Source organism: Erythrobacter sp. THAF29 (assembly GCF_009363635.1).
GTDB lineage: Bacteria > Pseudomonadota > Alphaproteobacteria > Sphingomonadales > Sphingomonadaceae > Erythrobacter.
Map to the genome: position 1 here is coordinate 198,926 of NZ_CP045392.1, position 12,615 is coordinate 211,540.

The 12,615-nt window shown below is 61.7% G+C and carries 12 protein-coding genes; 5 read left to right on the forward strand and 7 right to left on the reverse strand.

Going from position 1 to position 12,615, the window contains the following annotated elements:
- Positions 1–99 precede the first annotated feature (99 nt).
- The 3 genes from ctrA (at position 100) to FIU90_RS00975 (ending at position 2,849) form a co-directional block, all read left to right on the forward strand.
- Entirely contained in the window at positions 100–795 is a 696-nt protein-coding gene (gene ctrA, locus FIU90_RS00965; protein WP_152433075.1) for a response regulator transcription factor CtrA, read from the forward strand.
- A 71-nt stretch (positions 796–866) separates the two neighbouring features.
- Positions 867–1,568: a tRNA (guanosine(46)-N(7))-methyltransferase TrmB gene (locus FIU90_RS00970; RefSeq protein ID WP_152433076.1), complete on the forward strand. Its 702-nt coding sequence runs from the start codon at positions 867–869 to the stop codon at positions 1,566–1,568.
- 57 nt (positions 1,569–1,625) lie between these two features.
- Entirely contained in the window at positions 1,626–2,849 is a 1,224-nt protein-coding gene (locus tag FIU90_RS00975; RefSeq protein ID WP_172970140.1) for a DUF917 domain-containing protein, read from the forward strand.
- On the opposite strand, the gene FIU90_RS00980 is transcribed toward FIU90_RS00975, so the two are convergent.
- A complete protein-coding gene (locus FIU90_RS00980; protein WP_152433078.1) occupies positions 2,846–3,979 on the reverse strand; it encodes an aminotransferase class V-fold PLP-dependent enzyme in 1,134 nt (377 codons plus the stop codon). The genes FIU90_RS00975 and FIU90_RS00980 overlap by 4 nt on opposite strands.
- A 10-nt stretch (positions 3,980–3,989) precedes the next feature.
- The gene (locus tag FIU90_RS00985) at positions 3,990–6,275 is read right to left on the reverse strand and encodes an NADP-dependent malic enzyme (RefSeq protein WP_152433079.1); all 2,286 of its coding nucleotides are present in this window, start codon (positions 6,273–6,275) and stop codon (positions 3,990–3,992) included.
- Between the two features lie 125 nt (positions 6,276–6,400).
- On the opposite strand from FIU90_RS00985, the gene mutS reads away from it, so the two are divergent.
- The gene (gene mutS / locus FIU90_RS00990; RefSeq protein WP_152433080.1) at positions 6,401–9,034 is read left to right on the forward strand and encodes a DNA mismatch repair protein MutS; all 2,634 of its coding nucleotides are present in this window, start codon (positions 6,401–6,403) and stop codon (positions 9,032–9,034) included.
- A gap of 26 nt (positions 9,035–9,060) precedes the next feature.
- Positions 9,061–9,477 carry a hypothetical protein gene (locus FIU90_RS00995; protein WP_152433081.1) on the forward strand — a complete coding sequence of 139 codons (417 nt, stop codon included), beginning with the start codon at positions 9,061–9,063 and terminating at the stop codon, positions 9,475–9,477.
- A gap of 22 nt (positions 9,478–9,499) precedes the next feature.
- On the opposite strand, the gene FIU90_RS01000 is transcribed toward FIU90_RS00995, so the two are convergent.
- The 5 genes from FIU90_RS01000 to gluQRS all read right to left on the reverse strand — a co-directional run bounded on the left by FIU90_RS01000 (position 9,500) and on the right by gluQRS (position 12,509).
- Positions 9,500–9,829, reverse strand: coding sequence for a hypothetical protein (locus tag FIU90_RS01000; protein WP_152433082.1), 330 nt, complete (start codon positions 9,827–9,829; stop codon positions 9,500–9,502).
- Positions 9,830–9,881: 52 nt separating this feature from the next.
- On the reverse strand, positions 9,882–10,751 hold the full coding sequence (locus FIU90_RS01005; protein ID WP_152433083.1) for a 3-hydroxyacyl-CoA dehydrogenase NAD-binding domain-containing protein: 870 nt from the start codon (positions 10,749–10,751) through the stop codon (positions 9,882–9,884).
- Positions 10,752–10,813: 62 nt separating this feature from the next.
- A complete protein-coding gene (locus FIU90_RS01010) occupies positions 10,814–11,389 on the reverse strand; it encodes a cob(I)yrinic acid a,c-diamide adenosyltransferase (RefSeq protein WP_152433084.1) in 576 nt (191 codons plus the stop codon).
- 34 nt (positions 11,390–11,423) lie between these two features.
- On the reverse strand, positions 11,424–11,654 hold the full coding sequence (locus FIU90_RS01015) for a hypothetical protein (RefSeq protein WP_152433085.1): 231 nt from the start codon (positions 11,652–11,654) through the stop codon (positions 11,424–11,426).
- A 24-nt stretch (positions 11,655–11,678) separates the two neighbouring features.
- A complete protein-coding gene (gluQRS, locus tag FIU90_RS01020) occupies positions 11,679–12,509 on the reverse strand; it encodes a tRNA glutamyl-Q(34) synthetase GluQRS (RefSeq protein WP_152433086.1) in 831 nt (276 codons plus the stop codon).
- Positions 12,510–12,615: the final 106 nt, after the last annotated feature.

The window sequence follows — 12,615 nt, forward strand, 5'->3', positions numbered from 1 at the left end:
GCGTGGTTAATACATGGCAACACCTCTTATCGAGGAGTTACCACCACGGCTTGCCAGAAGGTAAGCATGCCAGGTTCTGGGGCAAATAGGGGACCAGATATGCGAGTGCTTTTGATTGAGGACGAGCCGACAACGGCAAAAGCCATCGAGCTCATGCTCACCACCGAAGGCTTCAATGTTTATTCAACCGATCTGGGCGAAGAAGGCCTCGATCTGGGCAAGCTGTATGATTACGATATCATCCTGCTCGACCTGAACCTGCCGGACATGCACGGCTATGACGTGCTCAAGAAGCTGCGCGTCGCCAAGGTGCAGACGCCGGTCCTGATCCTTTCGGGCATCGCCGAGATGGACAGCAAGATCCGCTCGTTCGGTTTCGGTGCCGACGATTACGTGACCAAGCCCTTTCACCGTGAAGAGCTGGTCGCCCGCATCCACGCCGTGGTGCGCCGGTCGAAAGGCCACAGCCAGTCGATCATCCGCACCGGCAAGCTTGCCGTGAACCTCGATGCCAAGACCGTCGAAGTCGATGGCGCACGCGTCCATCTCACCGGCAAGGAATACGCGATGCTCGAGCTGCTTTCGCTGCGCAAGGGCACTACGCTGACCAAGGAAATGTTCCTCAACCATCTCTATGGCGGAATGGACGAGCCGGAACTCAAGATCATTGACGTCTTCATCTGCAAGCTGCGCAAGAAGCTCAGCCACGCATGCGGTGGCGAAAACTATATCGAAACCGTTTGGGGCCGTGGCTACGTTCTGCGCGATCCGGACGCAGAGGCCGAAGCGGCGTAAGCAAATTCTCCTGACCCTTCAGCGGAACGCCCGGGGTGGAAACACCTCGGGCGTTTGCTTATGGGGCGCGCATGACTGCATTCAAGGAAGGCGATCCCACCACCCTCAGCCGGCTGTATGGCCGCAGCGTCGGCAAGCCGCTGCGCGCGAAACAGCAGGCGCTGGTCGACAGTTTGCTGCCGCAGATCGCGGTGCCCGACGAAGGCGATGTCACAGCCCAGGCGCTGTTCGGCGAGGACTGCCCGCTTCATTTCGAGGTCGGTTTCGGCGGAGGCGAGCACCTTGCCTATCGTGCCGATCTCCTGCCCAATCACGGCTTCATCGGGGCCGAGCCGTTCCTCAACGGCGTCGCGCAGGCGCTGACCCATGTCGAGGAACAGCGCCTTTCCAATGTCCGTATCCACCACGGCGACGCTATCGAGGTGCTCAAGCGAGTGCCCGACGGCGCGTTGACCATGCTCTATCTCCTGCACCCCGACCCCTGGCCGAAAAACAAGCATGCCAAGCGCAGGATGATGAATGATGGCCCGGTCCGATTGTTCGCCGACAAGCTCAAGCCCGGCGGCGAATTCCGCTTTGGCACCGATCACCCCGTCTATCTGCGCCATGCGCTGATGGTGATGCAGCGATTCACCGATGTTTTCGAATGGGTCGTCGATGGCCCGGCAAGTTGGCAGAACCGTCCTTCGGGATGGTGCGAGACACGCTACGAACAGAAGGCGCGCGAGAAGTTCGGCCACGAAGTCTGGTACTTCAGGTTCAGGCGGCTGTAGATTTGCATTGCCGGTCAGCCCGCGCCAATGTTCGCGCCTGCTAAGGGGGTATCGGAGATGGCATCACGGCGGCAGTTTCTTGGCGGGTTGGCAATTGCGGCGGGGACTCTTGCTGCGTGCCGCGAATTGCCAACGGGTAGCGGAGGAGAGCGCACTGCCAATCCCGAGGCGCGTCCGCTCGATGCCACCGCGCTTGAGGACGCGCTCGTAGGCAGCTCCTATCTCGGGACCGGCGGCGGAGGGAGCCTCGAAGAAGCGCGTCAGCTGATCGCCAAGGATCTTGCGGCCGGTCTCGCATTCTCGGTTATCCCCGTGTCTGCTCTTTCCGACAGCGATCGGGTCGCTTGTCCCTATGGCCTGGCGAGCCTTGCCGAGACATCGGAAGAGATGCAGGCGCGCCTCGACGCCATCGAGAACCGCGTGGAAGAACCGGTGCAGGCCGCCTTCGAAACGCTCGAGCGCCATTTGGGGCAAAAGTTCGCCGGTGTCATCATGGGTGAAATCGGCCCGCTGAGTCTTGCCGAGGGGCTTTCCATCGCTGCGCGATTAGGCGTTCCCGCGCTCGATGCCGATACGGTCGGGCGCGCGGTGCCGGAGATCAACCAGCACTCGGTCAAGGTCGCCGGCATCCCCCTTACGCCCATCAGTGCGGCCACTCCCTTTGGCGATGAATTGGTGGTCGAGACGCTGGGCGATCCCACAAGGGCCGAGGACATCCTGCGCTCCATTGCAGTGGTTAGCCGAGAATGCGGGGTCACCGACAGTCCGATCACCGGCGCGCAGGCCAAGGCCGAGGGTACGCTCGTGACCGGAAGCCTCGGCCTTGCTGGGCAGATCGGCAAGGCAGTGCGCGAAGCAAAGGCAGCCGGGAGCGACCCGATCGAAGCCGCGCGCGAGGCTGGCGACGGTTATCTGCTCTTCACAGGCACCGTCAGCGATTTTGACTGGCGTGACGAAGACGGTTTCCTAGTCGGCGAGGTTCGATTGAACGGAACAGGCGATTTCGCGGATCAATCCTTCTCGACCGGCGTGAAGAATGAACATCTCGTCGCACGGCGCGATGGCGCGGTGATCGCGACCTGCCCCGACCTCATCAGCATCATCGATGTCGAGAGCGGCGATGGGATCGTGAACCCCGGCTACGAGCGGGGCCAGCGCGTCGCTGTGCTTGGCTTCCGCTGCGATCCGCTATGGCGGAGCGAGGCCGGGCTTGCGGTCTTCAGTCCACGCTATTTCGGCTACGAACTCGATTACATCCCAATCGAGGAGCTTGTCGTCTAGCTAGCGATTGCGGCGATCAATGCCGCCCGGTCGATCTCATCGTTGTAGAGATGCGGTGTCACGCGCAGCGAGGAGCCGCGCACGGAGACGTGGACGTTCGCCGCCGCCAGCCTTTCGGTGAGCCCGTCCGGCACGCCTTCGGGAAAGCCGAGCGAAAGAAAATGCGGTGCTCGCGTGCCGATCGCCGCGGAAGTGAGACCGGCGTTTTCGGCTTCATCGGCGATTGCTTGCGTGTGCTCGCCAAGCGTCTCGGCAATATGCTCCACACCGAATTCGAGCAGGAAATCGAGACCTGCGCTTGCGCCCATCAGCAGCGGCGGATTCGACCTCTCACCCATGTCGAAACGCCGCGCGCCGGGCTGGAAATCGTCGCGATAATCGACCAGCCGCGCGAAATCTTCCGAGCCACCGCGATTGATCCAGTTGTACTCAAGCGGCTCGCCATTGTAGTGCTTCGGATCGACGTAGAGCATTCCGATCCCATACGGCCCCATCAACCATTTGTAGCAGGCGGCGACCGCGAAATCCGGTTGCACCCTGGAAAAGTCGATCGGCATCGCACCGAGCGATTGCGTCAGGTCGAGGACCAGCGCTGTACCGACCTCTCGGCACTTCTCGCCGACCGCTTCGAGATCGACTACTCGTCCGTCCGCCCAGTGACAGTGCGGGACCGCGACGATGGCAGTGTCCGGACCGATCGCGTCGAGCACCGCATCGCTCCAGCATGTCTGGCTCGGCCGCTCGACGGTCACCACATTTCCGCCGCGTCGCGCAGCCAGTTCGCGCCAGACGTAAACGTTGGAAGGGAACTGGTCGGCGAGCGTGACGATGTTCTGTCCCGCCGACATAGTGAGGTTCTTGGCCGCAACTGCGAGCGCGTAACTGACCGAAGGGACGATCGCGATGGTGTCCGCCGCGACTCCCGCCAACCGCGCCGCCCGCTCTCGGAAGCGCTCACAAACCGAGAAGAAGTCCGCGGGCTCGAAGTTCCATGGGCTTGCCTTCAGCCTTGCGGCTTCTTCCATCGCCGCAACGACGTCATGAGAGAGCGGCGCCATGTAGGCGCAGTTGAGGTAATGCACCTCGCGCGGGATCGCGAACCGATCCCTTTGGCTGGCTATCGCGTTCATCGGGAGCGCTTCAGCCCACCACACCCGCACTCGCCAGTACGGCCAAGGTCAACACATCTGGCGCGATGGCCGTCATGGGAACAATCTGAACGGGTTTCTCCATCCCGATCAGCATCGGACCGATCGTGGCATTGCCGCCCAGTTCGCGAAGAATTTTGGCAGAGAGGTTCGCCGACTGCAGGCCCGGCATCACCAGCACGTTGGCAGGCGCAGACAGACGGCTAAAGGGATAGAGCTCCATCACCTTGGGATTGAGCGCTGCGTCGGGCGCCATCTCGCCTTCATATTCGAAGCCGGGATCTTCCTTGTCGAGGATGGCTACCGCATCGCGGATATTGGCGAGCCATTGCCCTGAAGGATTGCCGAATGTCGAATAGGAAAGGAAAGCGACGCGCGGTTCGTGCCCCATTCGCCGCGCTACTGCCGCGGTTTCGCGCGCGATGTGCGCGAGTTCCTCGGCGCTCGGGCGCTCGTTGATCGTGGTGTCGGCGAGGAAAGTCGTGTGATTTTTCCCGATCATCATGTGGATGCCGAAGGGAATGGCACCGGGCTTGGGATCGAGGACGCGATTTATCTCCTTCGCGGTCTGCGCAAAGGTTCGCGTCAAACCCGAGATCATCCCGTCGCCGTGACCCAGCGCAACCAGAAGCGCTGCGAAGACGTTACGTTCCTGGTTCACCATACGCCGCACGTCGCGTTCAGTGTAACCGCGTCTTTGCAGGCGCTTGTAGAGAAAATCGACCATGGCGGGCACATGTTCGCTGGTCGCCGAGTTCTGGATTTCGAAACTGCCGGGATCGGAGACCGAGAGCTGGTGCAGCTTGTCGAGCACCGCCTTGGTCCGCCCCACGAGGATCGGCGTGCCGTAGCCAAAATCGCGATACTGGATCGCTGCGCGTAGCACCACTTCCTCTTCGGCTTCGGCAAAGACCATCCGCTTGGGATTGTTCTTCGCCTCTTCGTAAACGCCGGTAAGCACTGAGGTGGTCGGATTGAGCCGCCCACGCAGCTTGATCCGATAGTCTTCGAAATCATCGATCCGCGCCTGCGCAACACCTGAATCCATCGCCGCTTTGGCAACCGCCGAGGACACAACCTCGATCAGCCGCGGGTCGAACGGAGCGGGAATGATGTAGTCGGTCCCGAACTTGTGGTTCTTGCCGTAGGCGGCAGCCACTTCTTCCGGCACGCGCTCGCGCGCGAGTTCGGCGATGGCTTGCGCAGCGGCGACTTTCATCTCCTCGTTGATCGTCGTCGCCTGCACGTCGAGCGCGCCGCGGAAGATGAAGGGAAAGCCGAGCACGTTGTTGACCTGGTTCGGGAAGTCGCTGCGGCCGGTCGCGATGATCGCGTCGGGGCGGACGGCCTTCGCCTCGTCTGGCATGATCTCGGGAACAGGGTTGGCCATGGCGAAGATGATCGGCTTGTCGGCCATTTTTTCCACCCATTCGGGCTTGAGCGCACCTGCCGCTGAAAGGCCGAGGAAGATGTCCGCACCTTCCAGCGCTTCCTCAAGGCTTCGCGCCTCGGTCTCGACCGCATGCGCGCTTTTCCACTGGTCGACATTGTCGCGGCCCGGATAAATCGGCCCGGAGCGGTCGCACACGATCACATTGTCGTGCGGCACGCCAACCGACTTCGCGAGCGCGGTGCAGGCAAGCGCCGATGCGCCCGCACCGTTCACCACCATCTTCACGTCCTTGAGATCGCGGCCCGTCAGGTGGCACGCATTGATGAGGCCAGCGACCGCGATGATTGCGGTGCCGTGCTGATCGTCGTGCATGACCGGAATGTTCATCCGCTCGCGCAGAGCCTGTTCGATGATGAAGCATTCGGGTGCCTTGATGTCTTCAAGGTTTATGCCGCCAAAGCTTGGCTCCATCAGCGCGACAGCCTCGATAAATGCTTCCGGGTCTTCGGTCGCAAGCTCGATATCGATCGAGTCGACATCGGCGAACCGTTTGAACAGCACCGCCTTCCCTTCCATCACGGGCTTCGAAGCGAGAGCACCGAGATTGCCGAGACCGAGAATGGCGGTGCCGTTGGAGATTACCGCGACGAGGTTCGCGCGGGCGGTGTAGCGCGCGGCGAGCGAAGGTTCGTCGGCGATCGCTTCGACCGGCGCGGCGACGCCTGGCGAATAGGCGAGGCTGAGATCGCGCTGCGAGGTCATCGGCTTGGTCGCGACGACCTCCAGCTTACCGGGCCGGATCGTCTCGTGGTAAAACAGCGCCTCGCGCGTGGTGAAGCCGCCCTGTCGCCCAGGTCGCTGCCCGCCTTGGTTCTCGTCCGCCATGTATCCCTTTTCCGTTACGGCAAATGCTCTTCGTGCAAGCGCTTAGCGGGGCGCGCGCGCAAACGATAGGGGAAACACGGACCATACCCGTTCCGAATCGCTTCGGCTCTGGGTAGTCCGGTGGAATGGCCGCCAAACCCACCCCGATGATGGAGCAATATCTCGCGCTCAAGGCGGAAGCCGAGGGCTCACTGCTGTTCTATCGGATGGGCGATTTCTTCGAGCTGTTTTTTGACGACGCCCGAAAGGCCGCGGGTATTCTCGATATTGCTCTGACAACGCGCGGCGAGCACGGCGGCGAAGCTGTCCCCATGTGCGGCGTGCCTGTCCATTCGGCGGAGGGTTACCTCGCACGGCTGATCAAGGCAGGGCAGCGCGTCGCTATCGCTGAGCAGGTGGAGACACCCGACGAAGCCAAAGCGCGCGCGAAGCGGGAGGGCAAGCCTTCGTCGAAAGCCTTGGTGAAGCGCGACATCGTGCGCTTTGTGACGGCGGGAACGTTGACCGAAGAAGCGCTGCTCAATCCCCGCTCGGCCAACGTGCTTGCCGCGCTCGCCGAGGTGCGGGGAACGATTGGGATCGCAAGCTGCGACATTTCGACCGGGGCGATGGTGCTCGAAGAGTGCACGCCCGAATTGCTAGGCGCGGAACTTGCTCGAATTGGTGCGACCGAGGTGGTCGTGCCCGAAGACTGGGAGCACGGCCCGGACGAGGCGACCTTCCATGCTCGAAGTACCTTTTCCAGCGACGCTGGAGCAAAGCGGCTGAAATCGGTCCACGGCGTCGCGACGCTCGATGGCTTCGGAGATTTCTCGCGCGCTATGCTGGCTGCGGCAGGCGGGCTCATCGCCTATCTCGACCATGTCGGGCGCGGCTCGCTGCCGCTGCTCCTTCCGCCGGTCGTCAGGGCCAGTGCTTCGGGCATGGCGATGGATGAGGCGACCCGCGCGAGTCTCGAGATTTTGGAGAGTCAGCAAGGTGGCCGCGCTGGAAGCCTGATTGCGACCGTCGATCGCTGTGCAACCGGTGCAGGATCGCGGCTGCTTGCTCAAGACCTCTCCGCGCCGCTACTCGATAGCGATGCGATCGAAGAACGGCTCGCGCTGGTGAAGTTCTGGCGTGACCGTCCGATCGAACGTGCAGACCTGCGCGATACACTGCGCGCCCTGCCCGATATCGGAAGGGCGTTGGGACGGATCGTCGCTGGCCGAGGAAGTCCGCGCGATCTTGGGCAGGTGCGCGATGGGTTTGCGGAAGCGGGTCGCATTCACGAACAGTTGAGCCTCGAAGTCGATCGCCCCGCCCTCCTCGAAACGTTGCTCCCCCGTCTCGTCGGCCATGGAGCTTTGGTCGATCATCTGTCGCGCGCGCTCATTGCCTCGCCCCCGACCGAGCGGGCCAATGGCGGTTTCATCGCGGAAGGATACGACGCCAGCCTCGACGAACTGCGCGAGATTTCGGGCAATGCCCGCAGGGCGATCGCCGCGATGGAGGCCCGCTACCGCGACGAGACCGGCATCGCGTCGCTCAAGATCAAGCACAACGGCGTGCTCGGATACTTTATCGAGGTCCCGAGCCGCCACGGCGATAAGCTGATGGAACCCGATAGCGGCTTCACCCATCGCCAGACGATGAAAGGCGCCGTGCGGTTCAATTCGCTCGCACTGCACGAGGAAGCCTCGCGCATTTCCGAGGCAGGCGGACACGCGCTTGCCGCCGAGGAAGCGCATTTCGAAGATTTGATCGGCGAAGTTGCTGCAGCGCGAGAAGCCATCGCCGCGACCGCTGCCGCCCTAGCACGGATCGATGTGGCGGCAGGCAATGCCGAACGCGCGGCGGAAGGCGACTGGACCCGGCCCGATATCACGGATGGCGATGAACTCGCGATCACGAAAGGCCGCCACCCGGTGGTCGAGGCCGCGCTTGCCAAGGCGGGCGAGCGCTTCGTCGCAAACGATTGCACGCTCGATCGAACCGACCGCTTGTGGCTCATCGGCGGGCCGAATATGGGCGGCAAGTCGACCTTCTTGCGCCAGAATGCGCTTATCGTTCTGCTTGCACAGGCGGGATGCTTCGTTCCTGCCGAAGCCGCCCGGATCGGCATTGTCGACCGCCTGTTCAGCCGCGTCGGCGCGTCGGACAACCTGGCGCGCGGCCGCTCGACCTTTATGGTAGAGATGGTTGAGACAGCGGCGATCCTGAGCCAGGCGACGACCAGGAGCTTCGTCATTCTCGACGAAGTCGGGCGCGGAACATCTACTTATGACGGGCTCGCGCTTGCTTGGGCGGTGGTCGAGGCCGTGCATTCGCGCATTGCGTGCCGCTGCCTGTTCGCCACGCATTACCATGAGCTCTCACGGCTTGCAGACAGCTGCGAAGCGCTGTCGCTCCACCATGTCCGCGCACGCGAGTGGAAAGGCGATCTCGTCTTGCTTCACGAACTTGCCGAAGGGCCTGCCGACCGTTCGTACGGTCTTGCGGTTGCGAAGCTCGCAGGGGTCCCGGACCAGGTTGTAAAACGCGCGAGCCAAGTGCTCGAAAAACTCGAGCAGGCGCGTACGGAAACCGGCGGGATTGCCGCAGGACTCGGAGAATTGCCGCTATTCGCAGCCGCAGCTCAGGAGGCAGAGTCCCAGTCTGCACCGGAAGAGCGCCTCGCAGAGCGCCTGGCAGAGACCGATCTTGACGCGTTGAGCCCGCGTGAAGCGCTTGATTTGTTGTATGAATTGAAACGCGAGTTTGCTTCTACCGATCCTTAACCGATGCGATGATATGGACTTTCCCTATGAAGGAAGTCCTCAATCCTAAGGTGGCGCTCGCCTTTGTCGGCGTGATTATCGCCGTCGTTCTGATGTTTGTAGGCACAGAGGACGATCCGGGCGGCTTGCATCGGACGGTCCAGGCGCTCGACGAGAACGACGCAGCGCCGGAACCCCGTTCGCAGCGGGAATATCCAAGCGAACTTCAAGACGAGTCGCTTCCCGAAGAGGGGGATGACGAAGAAGATCGCGAAGAAGCGTCCTCGGTGGAATGGGCGAGTGATGACGATCTCGTCGATCGGACGGAAGGTTTCAATACGAAGCCGCAGCCCAAAATCGGTCCTTTCCGGCCGATCCCACAGCGTGAAACCAGCCCGCAATCAGGGCCGGGTCCGCTTTCCGAAGAGGCGAAGGCCGAGATCCGGGCAAAATTCGGCGAGTAGTCTCGACCCGCGTTGGAGGCGCTTACTCGCGCTCCTTGCCTTCATATTTGTTCGTGTCGTCATCGTGATTGGGTTCACCGGCGAAAGCGCCGTTGTCGATGTGACCGCTATCTTCCATTTCGCGCATCTGATCGATCATGTCGGTTTCGTGGCCAGCGACCCCATCAACTGAAACCGTTTCAACCTTTCGGCTTTCGGTGGCACCCGGTGCGCTTGTGGCGCCGTCCTGCGCTTGTTCGGCGACCTCCTGTGCCTGGTCGCGATGATCGTCCTGTTCGTCGTTGTGCATTTCGGACGCGAGGTCGGCCTGGCGCTCTTCCTGGCTGCGGACGGGGATATCTTGGTCGGTCATGCAAATTCTCCTTTTGCATGATCAACGAGAAAGGCTGCGGCGGGGTTCCGAATTAGCGAGTGGGAACAGGAGCCTCGCCGGAATAGTCGTAAAAACCGCGACCGGTCTTCTGGCCGAGCCAGCCGGCCTCGACATATTTCACCAGCAGCGGCGCGGGGCGATACTTGCTGTCGCGGGTGGTCTTGTAGAGCACATTGATGATGTCGAGGCAGGTATCGAGGCCGACGAAATCGGCGAGCTGCAACGGACCCATCGGATGATTGAGACCCAGGCGGCAGCCCTTGTCTATATCCTCGATCCCGGCAGTGGACTGGCCGAGCACGAACACCGCTTCATTGATCATGGGCAGGAGGATACGATTAACGACGAAGCCCGGCTCGTCCTGACTGAGAACGACCTGCTTGCCGAGCCCTTCCGCAAAAGCAGTCACGCGGTCAGTCGTTTCCTTGGCTGTCGCAAGGCCGGGAATCACTTCGATCAGGCCCATGACCGGAACCGGGTTGAAAAAATGCAAGCCGATGAAGCGCTGCGGGTCAGGCGAATGATTTGCCATGCGAGTAATGGGGATAGAGCTGGTGTTCGAAGCCATGATCGCCCCGTCTGCGAGGACTTTCCCTGCATTTTCAAAGATCGCGTTCTTGATCTCTTCGCGCTCGGTCGCGGCCTCGATGATGAGGTCGGCCTCCGCCATCGGTGCGTAACCTGCGACGGGCGTGATCTTCGTCAGTAGCGCTTCTGCCGCTTCGGCTTCGATCTTGCCACGACCGACGAGTTTGGTGACTGCTTTCTCGATATTCGCCTTGCCAGCCTCGGCGTGCGCGAGATCGATGTCGGAGAGCATCACGGGCATTCCGTGCTGGGCGACGGTCTGGGCGATACCGGTCCCCATCTGACCGGCGCCGATAACGGCAATGTTGCGCATTTCAATGATCCCTTCGCAAGTGCAGCAATTGCGCGGGCCCTAGCTGGGAAGTCGAGTGCTGGCTAGCGATTAGCGCCCGGCACCCACTTTGCGTCCGCCTTGCCATCGTCGTTGAGCACGCGCGCCATGACGAAGAGCAAATCCGAGAGGCGGTTGACATATGATGTCGCTAAGGGGTTCACGGGGGTCTCAGCCGCCATCGCCGCAAGGGCGCGCTCGGCAGAGCGCGTGGTTGCACGGGCAACGTGGACACGGGCTGCAGCCTCGCTGCCGCCGGGGAGGACAAAGCTGGTCAGCGGTTCGAGACGCTCATTGAAAGCATCGATTTGATTCTCGATCCACTCCACCTGAGAAGCGACCACCCGCAACACCATCTCGGAGGGTTCGAAATCGCCGTCTTCGGATGGCGTTGCGAGATCCGCACCAAGATCGAACAGATCGTTCTGAACCCGGGTGAGAACGTCACGCAATGCACGATCCTGGACTGCGCAAATCGCACTGCCGATTGCACTGTTTGCTTCATCGACTTCGCCGATCGCCGCAATGCGCGCGGAATACTTCGGGCAGCGCGAACCATCGACCAACCCAGTCGTGCCATCATCGCCGGTTCGGGTGTAAATTTTGGTGAGTTTGACCATGAAGCGCGCCCTAGCGCGGTCTTCGCACCCGCGTCTAGCGCGAGAGCATTAGGATGAGAGCAACGACCGCAATGGCGGCAGCCTGGTACTTGATGCGCGCGAACATTGCCTTGTTCTGCATCAGTTGCATGTCGGTTGCGGTTTCGCCTTCGCCGGTTTCGAGGTCGATCTTGGTCGTTTTCATGAAAGCGACAACCCCGCGCACGAGCGAGACGACCACCATGATCGCGAGGACAACGAGTACGGCGACGAGAAAATAGGTCATGGCTGCTAATTGGGTGCTCCGGGCTCAAATTCCAGACTGCATTTGCTGCAAGCGCAGTTGCTCCGCAAGCGCGAGACCATCCTCGCCCGCCTCGCGCCTGTCGGCAAGCGAGGGAGATCCCCGGCTCTTCGAAAGTTTTTTGCCCTCTTGGTCCAATAGCAGTTTGTGATGATGCCAGTGAGGGACAGGTAGCTTCAGAAGCTCTTGCAGGATGCGGTGAATATGGGTTGCAGCAAACAGGTCGGCGCCGCGTGTCACCAGCGTCACCCCGTCTACTGCATCGTCGAGCGTCGCGGCCAGATGATAGCTCGCTGGCAATTCCTTGCGCACGATCACGACGTCGCCGAATTCGCGCGGATCCGCGACTATCGAACCGGCCTCCTCATCGGTCCAGACGAGTTCGCCGAGATGAATAAGCGCCTTGTCGACATCGAGCCGCAGCGCCGCGGGCTGGTCATGCTTCAGCAGGCGCCCCTTGCAGGTGCCGGGATAAACCATCCCATCGGGGCCCCGCCGCGCGCCCAGCGCCTCGATCTCCTTGCGCGTGCAGGTGCATGGATAAAGCATGCCCTGTCGGAAGAGCTCATCCGCCGCCTCGCGGTAGCTCTCGATCCGGGTCGATTGCGCGGGTACTTCCTCCCATTCGAGGCCGAGCCATTCGAGATCGCGACGAAACTCGTCAGCGAATTCTGGGCGCGACCGCGGCCCGTCGATGTCTTCTATCCGCAACAGGAACTGACCGTCCGCAGCTTTCGCAAGGTCGTGCGCGAAAATCGCGGAATATGCGTGGCCCAGATGCAGGTGGCCGTTCGGGCTCGGCGCGAAGCGCGTAACCGTTTCGGGTGCGGATTCCATACAAGTGCCCATGCCACAGCGACAATCAAGAGGCTATCCACAAGCCATCCACAAGCTGCCCCTGTGGATATACACTGCGTCACGGGTTTGACTCAGAAGCCTGTCA